This is a genomic window from Streptomyces sp. NPDC096311 (genome assembly GCF_044763085.1).
In the GTDB taxonomy this organism is placed as follows: domain Bacteria; phylum Actinomycetota; class Actinomycetes; order Streptomycetales; family Streptomycetaceae; genus Streptomyces.
On the sequence record NZ_JBIWFN010000006.1, the window covers coordinates 264,701 to 285,219 of the forward strand.

General features: G+C 70.8%; 19 protein-coding genes. 11 read left to right on the plus strand and 8 right to left on the minus strand.

Going from position 1 to position 20,519, the window contains the following annotated elements; all coding sequences use genetic code 11:
• Positions 1-68: 68 nt before the first annotated feature.
• From ACIRA5_RS17850 to ACIRA5_RS17860, 3 genes are read left to right on the plus strand one after another with little or no spacing between them, the layout of a single operon-like run.
• A complete protein-coding gene (locus tag ACIRA5_RS17850; protein ID WP_343324714.1) occupies positions 69-410 on the plus strand; it encodes a YbaB/EbfC family nucleoid-associated protein in 342 nt (113 codons plus the stop codon).
• Positions 411-467: 57 nt separating this feature from the next.
• A complete protein-coding gene (gene recR, locus ACIRA5_RS17855) occupies positions 468-1,067 on the plus strand; it encodes a recombination mediator RecR (RefSeq protein ID WP_055613476.1) in 600 nt (199 codons plus the stop codon).
• Entirely contained in the window at positions 1,060-1,719 is a 660-nt protein-coding gene (locus ACIRA5_RS17860) for a DUF5063 domain-containing protein (RefSeq protein WP_403691693.1), read from the plus strand. The genes recR and ACIRA5_RS17860 overlap by 8 nt, the downstream gene beginning before the upstream one ends.
• Before the next feature lie 12 nt (positions 1,720-1,731).
• On the opposite strand, the gene ACIRA5_RS17865 is transcribed toward ACIRA5_RS17860, so the two are convergent.
• Together ACIRA5_RS17865 and ACIRA5_RS17870 are read right to left on the minus strand one after the other, a co-directional pair.
• Complete coding sequence (locus ACIRA5_RS17865) at positions 1,732-2,628, minus strand: alpha/beta hydrolase (protein WP_403691694.1); 897 nt, start codon at positions 2,626-2,628, stop codon at positions 1,732-1,734.
• A 41-nt stretch (positions 2,629-2,669) separates the two neighbouring features.
• Positions 2,670-3,137, minus strand: coding sequence for a cupin domain-containing protein (locus tag ACIRA5_RS17870; RefSeq protein WP_403691696.1), 468 nt, complete (start codon positions 3,135-3,137; stop codon positions 2,670-2,672).
• An 89-nt stretch (positions 3,138-3,226) separates the two neighbouring features.
• Between ACIRA5_RS17870 and ACIRA5_RS17875 the strand changes: the two genes are divergently transcribed.
• On the plus strand, positions 3,227-3,742 hold the full coding sequence (locus ACIRA5_RS17875) for a MarR family winged helix-turn-helix transcriptional regulator (RefSeq protein WP_403691698.1): 516 nt from the start codon (positions 3,227-3,229) through the stop codon (positions 3,740-3,742).
• A 493-nt stretch (positions 3,743-4,235) separates the two neighbouring features.
• Here ACIRA5_RS17875 and ACIRA5_RS17880 read toward each other — a convergent pair whose 3' ends face one another.
• Positions 4,236-4,943 carry a TSUP family transporter gene (locus ACIRA5_RS17880; RefSeq protein ID WP_403691934.1) on the minus strand — a complete coding sequence of 236 codons (708 nt, stop codon included), beginning with the start codon at positions 4,941-4,943 and terminating at the stop codon, positions 4,236-4,238.
• Positions 4,944-5,136: 193 nt separating this feature from the next.
• Here ACIRA5_RS17880 and ACIRA5_RS17885 point away from each other — a divergent pair, with 193 nt between their 5' ends.
• A complete protein-coding gene (locus ACIRA5_RS17885) occupies positions 5,137-5,637 on the plus strand; it encodes an SgcJ/EcaC family oxidoreductase (protein WP_403691700.1) in 501 nt (166 codons plus the stop codon).
• Here the strand turns inward: ACIRA5_RS17885 and ACIRA5_RS17890 are convergent.
• Together ACIRA5_RS17890 and ACIRA5_RS17895 are read right to left on the minus strand one after the other, a co-directional pair.
• Positions 5,603-6,898, minus strand: a complete 1,296-nt coding sequence (locus tag ACIRA5_RS17890) for a sensor histidine kinase (RefSeq protein ID WP_403691702.1) — start codon at positions 6,896-6,898, stop codon at positions 5,603-5,605. The genes ACIRA5_RS17885 and ACIRA5_RS17890 overlap by 35 nt on opposite strands.
• On the minus strand, positions 6,895-7,668 hold the full coding sequence (locus tag ACIRA5_RS17895) for a response regulator transcription factor (protein ID WP_403691704.1): 774 nt from the start codon (positions 7,666-7,668) through the stop codon (positions 6,895-6,897). Before ACIRA5_RS17895 ends, ACIRA5_RS17890 begins: the two co-directional genes overlap by 4 nt.
• A 298-nt stretch (positions 7,669-7,966) precedes the next feature.
• Between ACIRA5_RS17895 and ACIRA5_RS17900 the strand changes: the two genes are divergently transcribed.
• The 4 genes from ACIRA5_RS17900 to ACIRA5_RS17915 all read left to right on the plus strand — a co-directional run bounded on the left by ACIRA5_RS17900 (position 7,967) and on the right by ACIRA5_RS17915 (position 12,928).
• Positions 7,967-9,244, plus strand: coding sequence for an aspartate kinase (locus ACIRA5_RS17900; RefSeq protein ID WP_101399547.1), 1,278 nt, complete (start codon positions 7,967-7,969; stop codon positions 9,242-9,244).
• A gap of 34 nt (positions 9,245-9,278) precedes the next feature.
• The gene (locus ACIRA5_RS17905) at positions 9,279-10,337 is read left to right on the plus strand and encodes an aspartate-semialdehyde dehydrogenase (protein ID WP_403691706.1); all 1,059 of its coding nucleotides are present in this window, start codon (positions 9,279-9,281) and stop codon (positions 10,335-10,337) included.
• Positions 10,338-11,021: 684 nt separating this feature from the next.
• Positions 11,022-11,690 carry a SigE family RNA polymerase sigma factor gene (locus ACIRA5_RS17910; protein WP_079065272.1) on the plus strand — a complete coding sequence of 223 codons (669 nt, stop codon included), beginning with the start codon at positions 11,022-11,024 and terminating at the stop codon, positions 11,688-11,690.
• Positions 11,687-12,928: a hypothetical protein gene (locus ACIRA5_RS17915; RefSeq protein ID WP_403691708.1), complete on the plus strand. Its 1,242-nt coding sequence runs from the start codon at positions 11,687-11,689 to the stop codon at positions 12,926-12,928. Before ACIRA5_RS17910 ends, ACIRA5_RS17915 begins: the two co-directional genes overlap by 4 nt.
• On the opposite strand, the gene ACIRA5_RS17920 is transcribed toward ACIRA5_RS17915, so the two are convergent.
• Positions 12,898-13,809 carry an SURF1 family protein gene (locus ACIRA5_RS17920; RefSeq protein ID WP_403691710.1) on the minus strand — a complete coding sequence of 304 codons (912 nt, stop codon included), beginning with the start codon at positions 13,807-13,809 and terminating at the stop codon, positions 12,898-12,900. The genes ACIRA5_RS17915 and ACIRA5_RS17920 overlap by 31 nt on opposite strands.
• 153 nt (positions 13,810-13,962) lie before the next feature.
• Between ACIRA5_RS17920 and ACIRA5_RS17925 the strand changes: the two genes are divergently transcribed.
• Entirely contained in the window at positions 13,963-15,849 is a 1,887-nt protein-coding gene (locus ACIRA5_RS17925; RefSeq protein WP_403691712.1) for a S9 family peptidase, read from the plus strand.
• 246 nt (positions 15,850-16,095) lie between these two features.
• Here ACIRA5_RS17925 and ACIRA5_RS17930 read toward each other — a convergent pair whose 3' ends face one another.
• Positions 16,096-18,042: an NAD-binding protein gene (locus tag ACIRA5_RS17930; protein WP_403691936.1), complete on the minus strand. Its 1,947-nt coding sequence runs from the start codon at positions 18,040-18,042 to the stop codon at positions 16,096-16,098.
• A gap of 111 nt (positions 18,043-18,153) precedes the next feature.
• Entirely contained in the window at positions 18,154-18,585 is a 432-nt protein-coding gene (locus ACIRA5_RS17935; RefSeq protein ID WP_403691714.1) for a (2Fe-2S) ferredoxin domain-containing protein, read from the minus strand.
• A 629-nt stretch (positions 18,586-19,214) separates the two neighbouring features.
• Between ACIRA5_RS17935 and ACIRA5_RS17940 the strand changes: the two genes are divergently transcribed.
• Positions 19,215-20,489, plus strand: a complete 1,275-nt coding sequence (locus tag ACIRA5_RS17940; RefSeq protein WP_403691716.1) for a glycoside hydrolase family 3 N-terminal domain-containing protein — start codon at positions 19,215-19,217, stop codon at positions 20,487-20,489.
• The last annotated feature ends 30 nt before the right edge of the window (positions 20,490-20,519 follow it).

The following is a 20,519-nucleotide window of genomic DNA, read 5'->3' on the forward strand; positions in this document are numbered from 1 at the left end:
CCAACCACGTAGGCTCATGCTGAACGGGAAAACCCCGTCCAGACAGCCGTACGAACCAGGAGCTGATCGTGATTCCCGGTGGTGGCCAGCCCAATATGCAGCAGCTGCTCCAGCAGGCCCAGAAGATGCAGCAGGACCTCGCCGACGCGCAGGAGGAACTCGCGCGCACCGAGGTCGAAGGCCAGGCGGGTGGCGGTCTGGTGACGGCGACGGTGACGGGCTCGGGTGAGCTGCGCGCCCTGGTCATCGACCCGAAGGCCGTGGACCCCGAGGACACCGAGACCCTCGCCGACCTCGTCGTCGCGGCGGTCCAGGCGGCCAACGAGAACGCCCAGGCGCTCCAGCAGCAGAAGCTCGGCCCGCTCGCCCAGGGCCTCGGCGGCAGTGGCATCCCCGGCCTGCCTTTCTAAGACCGGCGGCGGCCAACTACCGTACGTACTGAAAGATTCCAGGAAGGGCGGCAGTCCGTGTACGAAGGCGTGGTCCAGGACCTCATCGACGAGTTGGGGCGGCTGCCCGGCGTCGGTCCCAAGAGCGCGCAGCGGATCGCCTTCCACATCCTGCAGGCCGAGCCGACGGACGTCCGCCGGCTCGCGCAGTGCCTCATGGAGGTCAAGGCGAAGGTCCGCTTCTGCGCGACCTGCGGCAATGTGGCGCAGGAGGAACTGTGCAACATCTGCCGCGACCCGCGTCGGGATCTGACCGTCATCTGTGTGGTCGAGGAGCCCAAGGACGTCGTCGCGATCGAGCGCACGCGCGAGTTCCGGGGCAAGTACCACGTGCTGGGCGGCGCGATCAGCCCGATCGAGGGTGTCGGCCCCGACGACCTCCGGATAAGGGAACTCCTCGCCCGTCTCGCCGACGGCACGGTCACGGAGCTCATCCTCGCCACGGACCCGAACCTGGAGGGCGAGGCGACGGCCACGTACCTCGCCCGCATGATCAAGCCCATGGGCCTCAGGGTCACCCGCCTGGCCAGCGGCCTCCCGGTGGGTGGCGACCTGGAATACGCGGACGAGGTCACACTCGGCCGCGCCTTCGAGGGGAGACGACTCCTAGATGTCTGACGCCACGCTGCACGCGACCAGCCAGGACCCCGACGACTTCGTGGTCCAGATCGCGGACCAGGTCGAGAGCTTCATCGTCGCCGTCACCGAAGTGGCGAAGGGCGACGAGCCGGACTCCGCCGTGCCCTTCCTCCTCCTGGAGGTGTCCCAGCTGCTGCTGGCCGGCGGCCGTCTCGGCGCGCACGAGGACATCGTCCCCGACGAGCGCTACGAGCCGGACCTCGGTCCGGAGCCGGACGTCGACGACCTGCGTGAGCGCCTCGCGGTCATGCTGGACCCGATCGACGTCTACTCCGAGGTGTTCGACCCGTACGAACCGCGCAGGGCCCCGGTGGCCTGCCGCATCTCGGACGACCTCGCGGACGTCATCACCGATCTGCGCCACGGCATGGCCCACTACCGCGCGGGCCGCACCACCGAGGCCCTGTGGTGGTGGCAGTTCTCCTACTTCTCCAACTGGGGGTCCACCACCTCGGCGGCTCTGCGCGCCCTCCAGTCCCTGGTGGCCCACGTCCGCCTGAACCAGCCCCTGGACGACCTCAACGGCCTCGACACCGACCAGGACCTCGGCGAGGAGGTCCTCGCGGAGGAGGCGGGCCGGGTCATGGCCGAGGAGATCGGCGGACCGCTCGGCATCAGGTCGTCCAAGTAGCCCCGGCCGGGGTCAAACGGCGGGCCAGTGCGCCCGGGTGAAGGCGGCGGCGGAGGTCAGCGCGGCGTCGGCGTCGTCGAGCAGCGCGGCGAACCCCTGGAAGACGTGCGGGACCTGGGGCCAGACCTGCAGCTCGACCGCCACGTCGTGCTCGGCGGCGCGGGCGGCCAGTCGTACGGCGTCGTCCAGCAGGATCTCGTGCGAACCGACCTGGATGAGCAGGGGCGCGAGCCCCGTCAGGTCGGCGAAGACCGGGCTGGCCAGGGGCGTGGCGGGGTCGGTCTCGCCCAGATAGTCGCGGGCGCGGATCTGCAGTCCCTTGGCGGTCAGCGCGGGATCGACGTCGGCCTTGCCGGTCAGGCTGTCCCCGGACAGGGTCAGATCGGCCCAGGGGGAGAAGACCACGGCCGACGACGGCTGCGGCAGCCCCGCGTCCTTGAGCGCGACGAGCGTGGCCATCACCAGCCCGCCGCCCGCGGACTCACCGACGAACGCGACCTCGGAGCTGGGTGTCCCGTCCGCGAGCAGGGCGCGATAGGCGGCCACGGCGTCGTCGACGGCCGCGGGGAACGGATGCTCCGGGGCCAGCCGGTAGTCCACCGACACGGCACGGACCCCGACCCGCCGGGCCACGTCGGCGGCCAGGCCCACGGAGTCGCCGGCCGAGCCGAGTGCGTAGGCGCCGCCGTGGAAGTAGAGCACCACGGCCGAAGAATCATCACCCGGAGTCTTCACGGTGACGACCGGTATGCCACCGAGCCGCCCCGGGGTGGCCGTGACGTCTTCGGGCAGCGGCACGGACGCGATCATCTCGTGGAAGAGGGCGCGCTGTTCGCCGAGTTCACCGCCGATGTCGAACGGGGCGTGCCGCAGGAGCTCATCAAGAGCCTGGCGTTGCTGCTGAGTCATGAGGGACCTCTCATCGGTGAGCGGGGCGGGGCGGGCGTCGGTCAGCGGGGCGGTCCCAGAACGATCTGTCCGTACGTGTCGGTGGCCTCGGCGAGCAGCTCCGGATCGATCTGGAAGCCCTCGGGCCGAGGCATGGCCAGATCGCGTCCGGCGTGCCGGAACATGCCCTCGATGCCGCCCGGGGTGCAGATCATCAGCAGGTCGGCGGTGTCGGAGGTGATCCGGTAGCCGTGCGGGACGTTCTTGGGCAGATAGACGATGCCGCCCTCGGACAGCTCCATCTCCTGATCGTCGGACCAGACCAGCGCGGTCCCCTTGATCAGCATGAAGACCTCGTCCTCACGGGTGTGCATGTGGTACGGCGGCGCCTCGCCCTTGTTGACGCTGAACCGCCCGACGGCCAGCTGCCCGTCGGTGGCCGCGCTGTCCAGCAACACGGCGAAGACACCGCCGTCGAGCCACTCGAGCTTCTGCTGCTGATCGGCCTGCGCGAGATAAGCCATGCTCATGACCAGTCTCCTCTTCGCTCATGCTACGAATTCGAAGCACATGGCGACCTTACGGCTGCTTCGAATTCGCAGCAAGTAAACTCTTGGTCATGCCGCACACCCCGCCCCCCGATCCCGAGCGACTGGATCCCGAGCAACTGGCCGCCTACTTCGCCCTGATGGAGGTCAGCAGCCTGCTCCAGCACGCCGTCGACCAGCAGCTGCGCGACGAGGGCGGCCTCAGCTACACCCAGTTCCAGATCCTCGCCGTGCTCGGGCAGGCCCCCGAGGGGCAGCTGCGGATGACCGACATCGCCGACCGCCTGGTCCACAGCCGCAGCGGGCTGACCTACCAGGTGGCCCAGTTGGCCAAGGCGGGACTGGTCACCAGGGCACCCTCGGCGGACGACGAACGCAGCGTCAACGTCACCGCCACCCCGCAGGGCCAGGAGCTCCTGGGCCGAGTGATGCCGGGCCACGTGGCGGTCGTACACAGGCTCCTCGTCACACCCCTGAACCGCTCCGACATCACCACACTCAGCGACGTACTGGGCCGGGTCCGCACCCACATGCGCACGACCCCACCCCGCTCGGCAGCCCCCCGCCGCAAGCCCCCAACACACTGACCCCCACAGCCACCGACCACCCGAGTCCGCCACGCGACCCGAGTCCGCCACGCGACCCGAGTCCGCCACGCGACGCGAGTCCGCCACGCGACGCGAGTCCGCCACGCGACGCGAGGCCGCCCTGCGACCCGAGTCCGCCCTGCGACCCAAGTCCGCCCTGCGACCCGAGTCCGCCACGCGACGCGAGGCCGCCCTGCAACCCGAGTCCGCCCTGCAACGCCAGGCCGCCCTGCGACGCGAGGCCGCCCTGCGACGCGAGGCCGCCCTGCGACGCGAGGGGCCGTGGCGGTACGTCGCAAGCCCGTCGCTTACGTCCGGATCGAGCAGCGGCTCCCATGCCCGGCCCACGTCTGATCCAGCGGCGACGGGCTCGACGTACCGCCACGGCCCCGCCCCACCCACCGGCACCAGGCGCACCCACCACCGACACCAGGCGCACCCACGACGGGCACCAGGTGCACCCACGACGGGCACCGAGCGCACCCACCACAGGTCACCCCAGCCCCCACACCCCCTTCCCCAACGTGGTGAGCCCACCGATCAACGCCAGCAACAGCACCAGCATCCGCGCCCGCTGCTCCGGCACCCGTTCGGCAAGCACCCTCCCGACCGAGGCCCCCACCACCATCCCCGTCACCACGACCCCCCACCGCGCCGACCCAAGATGCGGAACGCCGTTCGAGGCCACCGAGAAGGCGTTCACCACCACCCCGTAGAACAGCGCGTTCGGCACGAACTCCCGTACCGTCCACCCCGCGTTGAGCGCGTACAGAGAGACCGGCGGACCCCCCACCCCCGCCGCGGAGTTCATGAACCCGCCCGCCGCCCCCGCGGCCACCGCGCCCCGCGTGCCCCGCAGCGCGGGCAGCCGGGCGCCCCGCATGACCACGACCACGGCCACCGTCACCAGCGCGCCCATGAAAACCAGCAGCTCGGCGGGCGGCAGCCGCCGTGCGACCCAGCTGCCCACCGGCACGGTGAGCGCCGCCGCCAGACACAACGGCACCATCGCGCGCGGCCGCACCCGCCGCCACCCACCGGCCAGCCCCACGACGCAGATCGCCCCGGCGACGCAGTTCGCGAGGACGACACCCTGGGCCGGCCCGAGCAGCAGCACCAGCGCCGGCACGGCGACGAGCGCGAAGCCCATCCCGGTCAGCCACTGCACACAGGACCCCAGCAGCACGATCCCGCCCAGCATCAACTCGCCCGTCACCCACGCCCCTTACCCCGACCTGCACCCCTGCACGCCCGTCACCATCCCCTCGCACAGCGTGAGTTGGCCGGGAGTTGGATCAGCCCTGCACGTCCGCTGGACGGCTCCTAACCAGCGCGAAGAGAGGCTGGAGTCGCTCCCGCAGCAAGCGGAGCACCCCCACCGCACTGGAGTTCCCATGAAGCGCCGGATACGCAAGCGCGCCGCCGTCATCACCGCCTCCACCCTCGCCGCCGCGACCGTCGTGGGCCTCGGCATCAGCACATCGGCCGGCGCGGCCCCGCAGAAGCCGCCCACCAAGGCACAGATCGCCGCGCTGTTCGACGGCTGGAACGCCGCGCTGAAGACCGGCGACCCGGAGAAGGTGGCCGACCGCTACGCCTCCGACGCCGTCCTGCTGCCCACCGTCTCCAACAAGATCCGCGACACGCACGCCGAGATCGTCGACTACTTCGAGCACTTTCTCGAGAACAAGCCGGTGGGCAAGAAGACCGAGACGATCGTCAACGTCCTCGACGAGAACTCCGCCATCGACACCGGCCTGTACGAGTTCACGCTCACCGACCCGGACACCGGCGCCAAGCGCACCGTCGAGGCCCGCTACACGTACGAGTACGAGAAGCGCGGCGGCAAGTGGCTGATCGTCAACCACCACTCCTCGGTGATGCCCGAAGGCTGACGGCCACCCACAGCCCGCCGCCGGGCGCGTCGCGCAGGGCCACGGTCCCGCCGTCGTCCGCCACCAGCTGTTTGACGATGGCGAGGCCGAGCCCGGAGCCGGAGCGCCCGGTCAGGCCCTGGCCGCGCCAGAAGCGGTCGAAGGCGCGGGCCTTCTCCGCGTCGGACATGCCGGGGCCCTGGTCCAGCACCGAGAGCACCACCTCGTCGGGGCGGACCGCCACCTTCACGGTGATCACCGAACCGTCCGGGGAGACCTCCAGGGCGTTCGACAGGATGTTGTCCAGCACCTGGTCGAGGTGCCCGGGACTGGCCAGCACGAGCGACCGGCCGCCGAGTTCCCCCTCCTGCGCGATGGTCACCCCGCGCTCCTCGGCGGCCGGCCGCCACACCGCGAGCCGGTTCTCCACCAACTCCCGCAGCGGCAGCGCCTCGGCCGCCGAGACCTTCGCCTCGGCGCGGGCGAGCACGAGCAGTCCGTTCACCAGTCGGCTCATCCGGACGACCTCGGCGGTGGCCTGGTCCACGTCCTCGCGCACGAACGCGTCCTCGACCCCGTCCGCGATGTTGTCGAGGGACAGGCGCAGCGCCGTGAGCGGGGTACGGAGCTGGTGGGAGGCGTCGGCGACGAAGATCCGCTGGGAGTCGATGAGGGTGTCCAGGCGTTCCGCGCCCGAGTTGAGGGTGCGGGCCAGGCGCTGGGTCTCCGGCGGTCCGGTCACTGGCGAGCGCGCGGTCAGATCCCCGTCGCCGAACTTGCTCGCCATCTCGTTGAGCTGCCGCAGTGGCCGGGTCAGCCGGCGTGCCACCAGCGCGCCGAGCCCGGCGGCCACCGCCAGCACTCCGACGGCGAGGATCGCCCGGAAGCCCCAGATCCGCCACAGCCGGGCGGTCAGATCGGAGGTGGGGTACGTGACGCGCACCGCGCCCACGATGTGGTGGTCCCTGATCGCCGGAACCGTCACCCGCAGCGCGCCGTCGCCCCAGCGCGCCGTGTCCGTCCCGTCCGTGCCGGAGGCCGGGAGCACGTCCACGTGGCCGGGCGTCCGGTCGGCGTACGCGGTCGCCAGCCGGTTCAGCGCGGCCCGTGAGGCGGGGTCGCCCTGCGCCAGCATCAGCGCCATCGTGTTCGCCTCCCGGCGCACCGAGGCCTCGGTGTCGCCGCGCAGCTGCGCGGTCAGCGTGAAGGCCACCGGCACGGTGAACGCGGTCAGCGCGACGGCCACCAGCAGGACGTAACTGACGATGAGCTGCCGGATCATGAGCCGGGCGCGCCCTGCTCCGGAGCGGGGGCCGAGTCAGAGGACGAGGCCGTCGTCGAGGCCGTCTTCGAGGGCGAGGCCGTTTTCAAGTCCGGCACGGGATCCCGTACGACCTCCAGACGGAATCCGACCCCCCGTACCGCCTCGATGGTGATCGCCCCCGCGAGCTTGCGCCGCAGTGCGGCGACATGGACGTCGAGCGTCTTCGTCGGGCCGAACCAGTTCGCGTCCCAGACCGCTTCCATGATCTGTTCGCGTGACATCAGCGCGCCGGGCTCCTCGGTGAGGAACGCGAGCAGGTCGTACTCCTTGGGCGCGAGCGCCACCTCGACGCCGTCGAGGCGGACCCGGGCGGCCTTGCGGTCGACGGTGAGCCGGGACCCGTACCGGTCGGGTCCCGCCGACGTCTCCGTACGGGGCCGGACGCGCCGCATCACCGCCCTGATCCGCGCGATGACCTCCCGTACGCCAAAGGGCTTGGAGACGTAGTCGTCGGCGCCTATCTCCAGGCCCACCACCCGGTCGGTCTCGTCGCTGCGCGCGCTGATCACGATGATCGGCACGTCACCGCGGGTCCGCAGCGCCTTGCAGACGTCGAGGCCGTCGGTGTCGGGCAGGCCGAGATCGAGGAGGACGACGTCGTACGGGCCCGGGTGGGCCAGCGCCGCGTGGCCGGTCGTCACCCACTCGACCTGGAAGCCGTAGCGCAGCAGTCCCCGACGCAGTGACTCGGCGACCGGCTCATCGTCTTCCACCAGGAGTACGCGCACAGCCGAACCTTAGTGCTTGAGAGTTAAGACATGGCGGTGTCGTGTGACACGGGGCACTTTCCGGAGTGGCGGGGCGTGCGGGCGGGCAGGTGCCGCTCGGAGCGGCCGGAGGGACCCTGCCGAAACCGGTGGATCTGACGACTCCGGTGGACTCCCGGTGGACCTTGACGGTCCGGAGTGATCACGTCGTGGGCGGGACATCTCACGATTCGACACTCCGGAAGGGAAATCCGGCCGCTCGTTAGACTGAGCCGACCGCAGTTGTGCGGTACAGAGACGGATTGAGCGAGGAGCGCACGTGGGCCTTGTCGTGCAGAAGTACGGAGGCTCCTCCGTAGCCGATGCCGAGGGCATCAAGCGCGTCGCCAAGCGAATCGTGGAAGCGAAGAAGAACGGCCACCAGGTGGTCGTGGTCGTTTCCGCGATGGGCGACACGACGGACGAGCTGATCGATCTCGCCGAGCAGGTATCTCCGATGCCCAGCGGACGAGAGTTCGACATGCTGCTGACCGCCGGAGAGCGGATCTCCATGGCCCTGCTGGCGATGGCGATCAAAAACCTGGGCCACAGCGCCCAGAGCTTCACCGGCAGCCAGGCAGGCGTCATCACCGACTCGGTCCACAACAAAGCGCGGATCATCGACGTCACGCCGGGCCGTATCCGGACGGCGCTCGACGAGGGCAACATCGCCATCGTCGCGGGCTTCCAGGGCGTCTCGCAGGACAAGAAGGACATCACCACGCTCGGGCGCGGCGGGTCCGACACCACGGCCGTCGCGCTCGCCGCGGCGCTGGATGCCGAGGTCTGCGAGATCTACACCGACGTGGACGGCGTCTTCACCGCCGACCCGCGGGTGGTGAAGAAGGCGAAGAAGATCGACTGGATCGCCTTCGAGGACATGCTGGAGCTCGCCGCCTCCGGTTCCAAGGTGCTGCTCCACCGCTGTGTGGAGTACGCCCGCCGCTACAACATCCCGATCCACGTGCGCTCGTCCTTCAGCGGGCTCCAGGGCACCTGGGTCAGCAGTGCACCGATCAAGCAAGGGGACCAGAAGGTGGAGCAGGCCATCATTTCCGGTGTCGCTCACGACACCTCCGAGGCCAAGGTCACGGTCGTCGGTGTCCCGGACAAGCCGGGCGAGGCCGCCTCGATCTTCCGCGCCATCGCCGATGCCGAGATCAACATCGACATGGTCGTGCAGAACGTGTCCGCCGCCTCCACCGGCCTGACGGACATCTCCTTCACCCTCCCCAAGACCGAGGGCCGCAAGGCCATCGACGCCCTGGAGAAGGCGAAGAACGTGATCGGCTTCGACTCGCTGCGCTACGACGACCAGATCGGCAAGATCTCGCTCGTCGGCGCGGGCATGAAGACGAACCCGGGTGTCACGGCCGGCTTCTTCGAGGCGCTGTCCGACGCGGGGGTGAACATCGAGCTGATCTCCACCTCCGAGATCCGCATCTCGGTGGTCACGCGTGCCGACGACGTCCCCGAGGCCGTCCGCGCGGTGCACACCGCCTTCGGACTCGACTCCGACAGCGACGAGGCCGTCGTCTACGGAGGCACCGGACGATGACCGTCCTCTCGTACGGCGGCACTGGTCGGCGCTGATGACCAGGCCGGCAGGACCGACGCTGGCGGTCGTGGGTGCGACCGGGGCCGTCGGCACGGTCATGCTCCAGATCCTGTCCCAGCACGCGGACATCTGGGGCGAGATCCGTCTGCTCGCCTCCCCGCGCTCGGCCGGCCGCAAGCTGGCCGTGCGCGGCGAGGAGGTCGAGGTGATGGCGCTCAGTGAGGCCGCCTTCGACGGGGTCGACGTCGCGATGTTCGACGTACCCGACGAGGTGGCCGCGCAGTGGGCGCCGATCGCCGCGGCCAAGGGCGTCATCGTGGTCGACAACTCGGGCGCGTTCCGGATGGACCCGGACGTGCCGCTGGTCGTCCCCGAGGTGAATCCGCACGCCGCGCGCGTGCGCCCGCGCGGGATCATCTCCAACCCGAACTGCACCACCCTCTCCATGATCGTGGCGCTCGGCGCGCTGCACGCCGAGTTCGGCCTGCGCGAGCTGGTGGTCTCCTCGTACCAGGCGGTGAGCGGCGCCGGGCGCGCGGGCGTCGACACCCTGCGCCAGCAGCTGTCCCTCGTCGCCGGTACGGAACTGGGGACCAGCCCCGGTGACGTGCGCCGGGCCGTGGGCGACAACACGGGCCCCTTCCCGGAGCCGGTGGCGCTGAACGTCGTCCCGTGGGCCGGGTCGCTGCGCGAGGACGGCTGGTCCTCGGAGGAGATGAAGGTGCGGGACGAGTCCCGCAAGATCCTCGGGCTGCCGGACCTGCCCGTGGCCGTGACCTGCGTCCGCGTCCCGGTCGTGACCACGCACTCCCTCACCGTGCACGCCCGCTTCGAGGGCAAGGTCACCGTGACCAAGGCCCGCGAGATCCTGGCCACCGCGCCCGGAGTCGTCCTGTTCGACAACCCGGCCGCCGGCGAGTTCCCCACCCCCGCGGACGTCGTCGGCACCGACCCGACCTGGGTGGGCCGTGTCCGCCGGGCCCTCGACGACCCGACCGCCCTCGAACTCTTCGTCTGCGGCGACAACCTCCGCAAGGGCGCCGCCCTCAACACGGCCCAGATCGCGGAACTGGTGGCGGCGGAGCTGTTCTAGACAGCCGCGTCAGGGCGCGGCGTGCGCGCGATCAACCGGATCAACCGGATCAACCGGATCAACTGGATCGACCGGATCCGAAGGCTGGAGGGGCGACTGCCGTAGCCGCGAACCGATTTTGGTGGCGCGGCTCCGGGCGTCGTCCTGCCCGGCCGGTGGGTTTCCCTGCTCAGGGTGTCCAGGGGGCAAAATCTCCCTGGCCATGTCCGGATTCGTTTGTAGGATCTGTGTCAGTTGTGTGGCCGGAATAATGGTCCGGACCACTTGTCCAGGACCCGCTTGGCGTTCGAAGATTTCCCTCCCCGTTCTCCGCAACCGTGCGGAGGGCGGGGAGCGTCTTTGCGGTCGCCCTGAACGGGTGTCCGGGGACGGCACGGCATAACGGGGCATAGGGGATGAGCTAGTACGCATGAGGGCATTCAATGCACTGCCAGGTGCGCTACGGGTCGCGTCGGCGGGCGTTCCGGCACATGGTCCGGCGGGCGTTGCGAGGTGCGTGGGGGCGGGTCTTGTGGAGCGCGTGGGGGCGGGCGTTGTGCGGTGCGTGGGGGCGGGCGTTGTGCGGTGCGTGGGGACGGGTGTCGTGGGGCGCGTGGGAGCGGTCCCTTCGGCCGGTGTGAACCCTGGAGCGAATGTGATGCCTGTCGCGTACAACCCTGACGGGGGTAGGCGTGTCCAACTGGCGTGGCAGAGGTTCTCGAATTCACCGCGGTACAGACCAGGGGCACGCCCCTGCGTCCACCCCGCCGACTCCGCAGCCCCGGCGTGCCCGGCGGCATGCCGGTGATCGCGCCCATGCCCGCAGCGCGGCCCGCCCGCATACCGAGTCAGCGCGACGGCGCTGAAGACAGCATGGCCGCCGGCACCACGGTCGACCATCTCACCGAGACCTACCGCGCCCACTACCGGTCGCTGCTGGGCCTCGCGGCACTCCTGCTCGACGACACCGCCTCCTGCGAGGACGTCGTCCAGGAGGCCTTCATCCGTGTGCACTCGGCGCGCAAACGCGTCCGTGACCCCGAGAAGACGCTCGCGTATCTGCGTCAGACCGTCGTCAACCTCTCGCGCTCCGCGCTGCGCCGGCGCATCCTCGGCCTCAAGCTCCTCTCGAAGCCGATGCCCGACATGGCGAGCGCGGAGGAGGGTGCGTACGACCAGCTGGAGCGCGACGCCCTGATCAAGGCGATGAAGGGCCTGCAACGCCGTCAGCGCGAGGTCCTCGTCCTGCGCTACTTCGCGGACATGACCGAGGCCCAGGTCGCCGAGACCCTCGGGATATCGCTCGGGTCGGTCAAGGCGTACGGCTCGCGCGGCATCGCGGCGCTCCGTGTCGCCATGGAGGCCCCGGCATGAGCCAGCGACGCGACCACCACGATCGACACGAGCCCTACGAGTGGCATGAGCCGACACACCGGACCACGCCCGCCGAAGACGAGCACGAGCACGAGCAGCAAGCTGGGAACGGAACTGTGAACGACGGCCCCGACGCAAACGGTCCCCACCCGCAGGGCCTGGACGCACAGGGCCCGCACGCACTGGGCCCCGACACACCGGGCCCGGACGGGTCCGGTTCGGACGAGCTGGGCCCCGACGGGTTCGGTTCGGACGAGCTGGCGCTGCGCCGGCTGCTGCACCAGGCCGTCCAGGAGATCGAACCCACTGACGGCACGCTGGAGCACCTGCGCCGCGCGGTACCCGCACGACGGGCCCGCAAGCGTCAGGCCATCGTCGGCGTGGCCGCCGCCGCGCTCTTCATCGGCACCGCCGTCCCCGCCCTCGTGCACGTCTCGAACGCCTCCGGGTCGAACGCCGACCCGTCCATAGCGGGCAACAGCTCACAGGCCCAGGGCGGCACCAGCCAGGGCAAGGGCCCCGACGGCGGCGAGAGCTCCGTGGGCGGCAGCTCAGGCACCTCCAAGGACAAGGGCAAGGGCGGCAGCCAGACTGGCACGCCCGACAAGGGCAAGGGGACGAACACCGGGTCGGCCACGGGCGGCCCCGATCCCTCGACCTCGGCCGCGATCTCACCCGCGTGCACACCGGCGCAGCTCGGCGGAGCCACCAGTACCGTCGGCACTCCGGACGCCACCGGCGCGGTCTACGGCTCCTTCACCCTCTCGAACGTCTCCGCCACCAGTTGCACCGTCAGCGGCGCGGGCACGCTCGGCACCCTCGCCCAGGGCGCCGCGGACTCGGCCAAGATCAGTGTGGTGACGCATGTGGCGGGCGACGCGGCCACCGGGCTGCCCGACCCCACCACGGAGGTCGCCTCGGTGGTGCTGAAGCCGAGCGCCTCGTACGTCGTGAAGTTCGCCTGGGTGCCCTCGGAGACCTGTCCGACCACCGGCGGCGGCCAGCCCTCGCCGACCCCGACCACCACCACGGACGGCGCCACCAGCACGGGCGGCACCGCCACGGACACCGGTGGCACCGGCACCTCGACCCAGCTGGTGACGGAGGACGGCGGACTGGCCGACGGCAGCGTCACCGTGTCGTACACGGCGGAGACGGGCGCGGCGACGGCCACGACGACCGTGCCCAACGCGTGCGCCGGGACGATCTACCGGACGGGGATGTTGTCGGCGTCCTGAGGGGCGTCGGCGGCACCTGCTCGGGCGGTGGCATCGGATTCGGCCGTGGCTTCGGCATCGGATTCGGCCGTGGCTTCGGCGTGGGTGGTGGCTTCGGTGACCGTGGCGTCTTCTTCGTCATGGTCCGGGACGAGTCCCAGCTCCGCGTCCCGGGCGAACTCCGCTTCGCGGCGCAGCAGCCGGAACCACATGAAGACCACGAAGCCCGCGAAGACGAACCACTCACCGGTATAACCGAGGTTCTGGAACGCCTTCAGGTCCAGGCCGGTGCCCTGAGGCTCGGTCGCGGGCACCGCACGCATCCCGCTGTCGGCCTTCGCGAGGGTGATCCAGGCGTCGTACACCTCGTACGGCACCAGGTTCACCAGTGACGCCGAGCTGATCGCGCCGGTCTGTCCCGCGGGCAGACCCCCGGCGGCGGTGACACCGTTCGCCCCCGGGCTCTCGGAGGCCTGGAGCGCACCCGTGACGGTGACCTCACCGGTCGGGGCGGCGGGCGCCTTCGCCGGGTCGGCGGCTCCGGGCAGCCAGCCCCGCACGACGGGCAGGGCCTTGCCGCCGTCGACGCGCAGCAGCGTCAGCACGTAGAACCCGCGCTCGCCGTCGAGCTCGCGCCCCGGCACGAGGAGCTGCTTGCCGTACCGGCCGGTCGCGGTCGCCTGCTTCCCGGAGGTCTCCGTGCTCACGGGCAGCAGCCGGGCGAGCGGACGGGCCGCCTCCGTCCTGGCCGCGGCAGCCTGCTCACCGGCCGCGCGGTGGTCCTGCACCCGAGCCTCGAACCGGCTCAACTGCCACGAACCCATGAAGATGCAGAAGGGGATGGCCAACAGCACGAAGACGTTGATCCCCCACCAGCGGGGCGTCAGCAGGAACCGGTACACGACCTCAAAGGTACGGTGCCGCGCACGACGCCGAGGCTTCGGGGCCCCTCCTGCCGGTGCTCTTTCGAAGTTCGTTCGAAGCGATCGGCGAACTTATCCACAGGCTGGGGACCTCGCCAGCGCGGGGTCGGTCGGGCCAGGCACTATGGGGCCATGACTGAGAGCAACGGGTCCATCGAGCAGCAGCAGGCAGCCATGCCCGATTGGGAGAAGCGCTTCCGGGCGCCGCGGGTGTCGCTGCCCGACTGGGCGGAGGACGCCCCGCACCGCGCGCTGTTCGTCTCCAACGCGACGGGGACGTACGAGCTGTACGCGTGGGACCGCGGGACGGGGGAGCAGCGCCAGGTCACGAACCGGGCGAACGGTACGACGGACGGGGTGCTCTCCCCGGACGGCGAGTGGATCTGGTGGTTCGACGACAAGGACGGGGACGAGTTCGGCATCTGGCGCCGCCAACGCTTCACCGCTCCCAAGAGCACGGATACCGTCGACGGCGACGGCGGCCCCGATGCCGATACCGGTGCCGGTGACGGTGTTGCTGAGGCCGACGCCCCCGCCGCTCCGGGCCTGGAGCCCTCCTACCCCGGGGGCCTGGCCATCGGCAGGGACGGCCGGACGTCGGTCGTGGGCCGCTCGACGGACGAGGACGGCTCGACGATCCACGTGGTCCGCCTCGGCGAGGAGCCGGTGGAGATCTACCGCCACCGGGAGTCGGCGGGCGTCGGCGACCTCTCGCACGACGGCTCCCTGATCGCCGTCGAGCACACCGAGCACGGCGACGCGATGCACTCGGCGCTGCGGGTGCTGCGCCCGGACGGCTCGACGGTCACCGAGCTGGACGACACCAAGGGCGGCACGGTCGAGCTGGGCCTGGAAGTGCTCGGCTTCGCCCCCGTCGACGGCGACACCCGCCTCCTCATCGGCCATCAGCGGCGCGGCCGTTGGGAGCCGCTGGTGTGGGACGTGGCGACGGGGGAGGAGACGGACCTGGCCTTGGACCTCCCGGGCGACGTGGCGGCGGAGTGGTACCCCGATGGTTCGGCTCTCCTCATCGCCCACAGCTTCGAGGCCCGCAGCGACCTGTGGCGCTACGACCTGGCGTCCCGCGAGCTGGTCCAGGTGCCCACCCCGCAGGGCACCGTCTCCGGGGCGACGGCACGCCCCGACGGAACCGTGGAGTACCTGTGGTCCTCGGCGGCCGAGCCGTCCGTGGTCCGCTCGACGACGGGCGAGATCGTCCTCGATCCCCCCGGCCTGAAGTCCCCGGGCTCGGTCCCCGTGGAGGACGTGTGGGTGGAGGGCCCCGGCGGCCGTGTCCACGCGCTCATCCAGAAGCCGGTGGGCACGACGGGCCCCCTGCCCACCGTCTTCGACATCCACGGCGGCCCGACCTGGCACGACAGCGACTCCTTCGCGGCGGGCCCGGCGGCCTGGGTGGACCACGGGTACGCGGTGGTCCGGATCAACTACCGAGGCTCCACGGGCTACGGCCGCGAGTGGACGGACGCCCTCAAGCACCGAGTCGGCCTGATCGAACTCGAAGACATCGCGGCGGTCCGGGAATGGGCGGTGACGTCGGGCCTGGCCGACCCCGCCCGCCTGATCCTCACCGGCGGCTCCTGGGGCGGCTACCTCACCCTCCTGGGCCTCGGTACGCAGCCGGACGCGTGGACCCTCGGCATCGCCGCCGTCCCGGTCGCCGACTATGTGACGGCGTACCACGACGAGATGGAAGCCCTGAAGGCGATGGACCGCACCCTCCTCGGCGGCACCCCCGAGGAGGTCCCCGAACGTTTCGAGGCGTCCTCCCCCCTCACCTACGTCGACGCGGTCAAGGCCCCCGTCTACATCTCGGCCGGTGTCAACGACCCCCGCTGCCCCATCCGCCAGATCGACAACTACGTAGCCCGCCTCACCGCCCGCAGCGCCATCCACGAGGTCTACCGCTACGACGCGGGCCACGGCTCCCTGGTCGTCGACGAACGCATCAAACAGGTAAAGCTCGAACTCGACTTCGCCACCAGACACCTACCCCAGTAAGAGTCCGGAGGCGGTGTCGTTCGGCGAGGGCTGGGGCGCAGTCCCGAGGGCGTCCGAGGGGCGTCCTTTGGCGGGGGCTGGGGCGGAGCCCCAGGGATGGGACGGGTAGGGGCGGCGGGGGCGAAGAAAATCCCCCCATCCCCCATCCCCCATCCCCCATCCCCCCATCCCACTCCCCGCGCCCGAACGAGAACCGGCACCAGCACGACCGCCGGCACCGGCATCAGACACCCCCGAGACAAAAACCTACGTACCCGCTGATTCCCGTCGCCGCCGCCCCAACAACTCCGCCAGCCCCCTCCGAGTCGCAGCCAGCACCACCCGATCCTCCGCCCGAAGCACATACGTAGAGGGAAGATCCCAGACCAGCCCGGAACCACCCCGCTCGCCCCCACCACCCCCCACGGCGGACACCGGCTCACCACCCCGCCGTCCCCCCGACGCGGCCGTATCCAACGCAAGCACCCGCCACGCCCCCGCCCGAAACGCCTCCCCCACGGTCCGCCCCTCCAACTGCGGATGCCCACCCACCACGATGGCCGCGAACAGCAACACCCGCCGCTCCACCGGAATCGCCCCGAGGATCTGCCGCCCCATCATGGCCCCGGCAAACGCGGGCGCCGCCAGATGCGACACGCTACGACTCCGGGTCAGCGCCTGAGGGTGCGCGGCCCGCAGGGTCCGGTACACGGCGGTGGCGAAGTCGTCGTCGTACAACCGCAGCACGACCCGAAGATCGGGCCGCACGCTACGGGCGTACAACGCGGCCTCCAGATTCGTCGTGTCCGCACTGGTCAACGCGAGCAGCGCATGCGCCCGATGAATCTTCGCGGCTTCGAGCACACCCTCCTGAGTCACATCCCCCAACACCACCGGCACCCGCAAGCGCCGCGCCAGCGCCAGCCCCCGCGCCTCCGGATCGGCCTCGACGCACACCACCGGAATGTTCAGTTCCCGCAGCCGCGTCAGCACGCGCGTCCCGATCTTCCCGACCCCGAGCAGCACCACATGCCCGGACAGCCCCCGCGGCGGCTTGCGCAACGCGGACCCGCTGCGGAACGTACCGAGCGCCTCCAGCACGGCGGCGAGCAGCACAGGCAGCAGCAACAACCCGACGAGCCCGGAGAAGAGCTGAAGAATCTGCCGCCCGATGGGCTCACCGATGGCGGGATTGTTGATGGCGAAGAGATCGAGCAGCGTCAGATAGGTCGCCTGCAGCGGGGGCTCCCCGGTGACGACCATCGACGCGACCGCCAGCCCGACCACACACCCCACCAGCCCGGCGAACGACCAGCGCAGCCGCCGCGACAGCAGCGAGCCGAAGGGCACGACACTGCGCCCGGCGGACGGCGCGGACGCGGCGTACGACACCGTCTCCAGGACGACGGTCCCGCGCCCGGTGGCCGCCGCCACGGCCCGCTCGTCGGGCAGCAGCCGAGGCCCCTGCGACCCGCTGCTCTCCGAACCGTCGGCCCCGGCAGGGTCGTTGGTGGTCGCGGACAGCAACGCGAGCGTGCACAGCCCGGGATCGGCGACCTCGCCGGGCCCCGGCGGCGGCCGCTCCACCGCCCGCAGCATCAACCCATCGGTCTGGACGACCTTGCTGGTCCCGGCGACGGCGGTCGCGGCGAGCGCGGGCGCGGCGGTGTCGGCATCGGACAACACGGTGGTGGAGGCATCGAACCCGAGCCCCCCGCTCCCGCCGCCACCGTCTCCTTCACCATCGGCCACGGCCATGGCCAACGCCGAAGCCTGATCGAGGAGTTCCTCGATGTGCTGCCCGAGGCGCCGGTTGTAGAGCCGTATGACGAGCCGCAGCCGGGGATTGAGGCGGCGCGCGGTGAGTGCGGCCCGGATGTTGGTCTCGTCGTCGTCATGGACGAGCGCGAGGGCGGCGGCCCGTTCGACACCCGCCTCGGCGAGTACGGACTCGGTGAGTTCGGTGGCCTCCAACACCCGCTCGGAACCGGTGGGTTCGGCCGTCCGGTGGGGCGGCCCCTCCCCGTTGCCCGCGGCCCGGTTCACCGCCGCGGACATCCGGTCGAACAGAGTCGAGGCCCGCACCCGCCCGACCACCGGCGGCCGCACACTGCGCTGGGTGGGCGGCACGACGAGGGTCACCCGTTCGCCGTAGACACCCCGCAGCTCGGCGGCCAGCCGGTGTGCCAGGGCGTCGTCACCGGCCACCACCATGTGCGCGGTCGTGTCGGTCGACGGGCTTTGATACGGAAGGGTCCCCACGAGGGAGAAGAGTGCCGCACTGGGAGGTGTGGTTCCAGAGGGCGGCCGGCGAACCGGCTCGCCTCAGCGACGCGTACGGGCCCGTGCCTCGCGCGGCGGCCGGACGAACTGCAACTCCAGCGCGACCGGAGGTTCGGCGACCCCCGGCCCTCCGGCCGTCGCCCAACTCACCAGCTCCTCGGTGCAGTCGTCCCCCATCGCGAACCCGATCCAGGTCGCCCGAGCACCCCGGCGCCGCGCGTCCCCCGAAGGCTGCACGACCACGACATTGGCCTGGTCGCAGGGTCCGAGACAGTCCACGGTCCGCACCACGAACCGCCCCCCGGACGCCTCGGCCCCGGCCCGCAACCGCTCCAGCTGCCAGGTGTGATCGTCGTCGGGATACTTCCGCGGATCGCCGCAACAACACCCACGGCAGACGACCAGCGTGCAGGGCCGCGACGCGGCGGCACCGATCGCCACCGTACGAGACCTGCCGGCCGAGGCTCGGTTCAACGGATCGGCCCTCCTTGTCGAACGTACGTCTACAGCCGCAGACGATAGTTGACGATCCGTCGCGAGGTCCGTTGTCAGTGTCCGCGGCTATGGTCTCTCACGCGCGGTCGGCTTCCGGGGGTTCCAACTCTGAAGGGAATGGTTGCATCCCCGGCCTGTCTGGGGGCGGCCCGGAGATTCGTCCGGGACCCAACCGACGGTCGGGCTTCGTCGATGGCCAGGAGGCAACCTGCCAGCGCCGACCGCGCACCACTGATCCACTCCTGCCGGTGCCTTCGGATCGACGCCGGGCTCGGTGTCGCGCGGAGCGACTCAGGCGTCGCCGTCAGCAACAGTGACGCGCTGCTGGACACCCTGACCGCGCTGGGACACGAGCCGCAGGACGCCGCTGTCTCCACATACGCGCCGCTGTCTCCCGTCCCCTCCGAAGCCGAATGTCCCAGACGAGCCCTGACTCACGGCCGCTGGACTTTCGTCCGGCTCCGAGGCGCGAGATCCTGGTACTCCGACCGTGGACCAGCGAACAAAGGCGGGCTGGTGCGCCTCTCACGCGTCGTAAAGCCCACTTCATGGTCATACGGCCCTCAGCGCGGCGGGTACCGTCGCGCCTTCCCGAAGGAGGCCGGGCGATGAATCTCCCGCCGCACCGTGACCACAGAAGAGCGACAGCACCTCCGCGGCTCCCCGGCCGGGCCAGGAACACACGACGACTGAGCGCTGCCGCCGCCGTGGCGGCGATGCTCCTGGTGGGCTGTGACACGGGCACCCCCAAGGCGTCCCCGCACTCCAGTGGTCCCGGTGTGTCTCTCGCCCCGTCCGCCGCGCGTTCTCCCTCCTCTTCGACCTTCGCTCCGGGCCTCACCTCCGCCGCCACCGCGTGTACCAACACCACGAAGCTGGCCGGGTGGTCGAACCGTCGGCTGGCCATGCTGACCATCGCCGTCCCGGTGTCGGAGACCTCGGTGTCCGGCGTCACGTCCGAGGTGAGCGCCGGTGTGGGCGGTGTGCTGCTGTTCGGTAGCAAGGCGCCGTCCGACCTCGGCTCCCGGCTGACCACTCTGAAGTCTCATGTGCCCGGCCACCTGGGCCTGTTGGTGATGACCGACGAGGAGGGCGGCGGTATCCAGCGCATGTCGAACCTCGTCGGGTCCCTGCCCTGGCCCGCGTACATGGGCGCGCACTGGACCCCGGCCCAGATCCAGCAGAACGTCACGAAGGTCGCCAAAAAGATGGCGGCCGCCCAGGTGAACATGGACCTCGCGCCGGTGGTCGACGTCGACGGCAGGAACGTGGCCCCCAGCAAGACCAATCCCGACGGGTGGCGGTCCTTCAGCGGCAACACCTCGGTGGTCTCCAAGGCCGGTGTCGCGTACATGAACGGGTTGCGCGCCGGAGGCGTGATACCCGTCGTCAAGCACTTCCCGGGCCTCGGCGGCTCCACTTACAACTCCGACTTCGGCCCCGCCCGCACCCTGCCGTGGTCCACTCTGCAGAAGGTGGGCATCCCGCCGTTCACAGCGGCCATCAAGGCCGGGGCCCCGGCCATCATGGTCTCCAACAACATCGTGCCGGGCCTGGGCACCAATCCTGCGAGCCTGTCACCCACCGCCATCAGCTCCGAGCTGCGCGGCAAGATGGGATTCAAGGGGCTGGTGGTCACCGACTCGCTCAGCGCCAAGGCGATCTCCGCCGCCGGCTTCAGCGTCCCCGCCGCCGCCGTCCAGGCCCTGCGCTCGGGCGCCGACATGGTCATGTTCGACCTGGGGGGCAACGTCAGCTCCCAGACGTCCTCGATCGCCACGGCGATCACCAATGCGGTGGCCAGCGGACACCTCTCCCGCAGCCGCCTCATCGACGCGGCGGGCCACGTCCTGGCCGTCCGGCACGTGAAGCTCTGCTCCTGAGCCCGGCCGAAGCTTCCTGCTGCAGAGCTG

Coding starts and splice junctions, on each gene's coding strand:
- ACIRA5_RS17875 (WP_403691698.1), top strand. CDS start 3,227: ATGCCGCACACCCCGCCCCCCGATCCCGAGCGACTGGATCCCGAGCAA.
- ACIRA5_RS17940 (WP_403691716.1), top strand. CDS start 19,215: ATGAATCTCCCGCCGCACCGTGACCACAGAAGAGCGACAGCACCTCCG.
- ACIRA5_RS17930 (WP_403691936.1), bottom strand. CDS start 18,042: ATGGTGGTGGCCGGTGACGACGCCCTGGCACACCGGCTGGCCGCCGAG.
- ACIRA5_RS17925 (WP_403691712.1), top strand. CDS start 13,963: ATGACTGAGAGCAACGGGTCCATCGAGCAGCAGCAGGCAGCCATGCCC.
- ACIRA5_RS17865 (WP_403691694.1), bottom strand. CDS start 2,628: ATGACTCAGCAGCAACGCCAGGCTCTTGATGAGCTCCTGCGGCACGCC.
- ACIRA5_RS17880 (WP_403691934.1), bottom strand. CDS start 4,943: ATGCTGGGCGGGATCGTGCTGCTGGGGTCCTGTGTGCAGTGGCTGACC.
- ACIRA5_RS17890 (WP_403691702.1), bottom strand. CDS start 6,898: ATGATCCGGCAGCTCATCGTCAGTTACGTCCTGCTGGTGGCCGTCGCG.
- ACIRA5_RS17860 (WP_403691693.1), top strand. CDS start 1,060: ATGTCTGACGCCACGCTGCACGCGACCAGCCAGGACCCCGACGACTTC.
- ACIRA5_RS17885 (WP_403691700.1), top strand. CDS start 5,137: ATGAAGCGCCGGATACGCAAGCGCGCCGCCGTCATCACCGCCTCCACC.
- ACIRA5_RS17915 (WP_403691708.1), top strand. CDS start 11,687: ATGAGCCAGCGACGCGACCACCACGATCGACACGAGCCCTACGAGTGG.
- ACIRA5_RS17870 (WP_403691696.1), bottom strand. CDS start 3,137: ATGAGCATGGCTTATCTCGCGCAGGCCGATCAGCAGCAGAAGCTCGAG.
- ACIRA5_RS17905 (WP_403691706.1), top strand. CDS start 9,279: ATGACCAGGCCGGCAGGACCGACGCTGGCGGTCGTGGGTGCGACCGGG.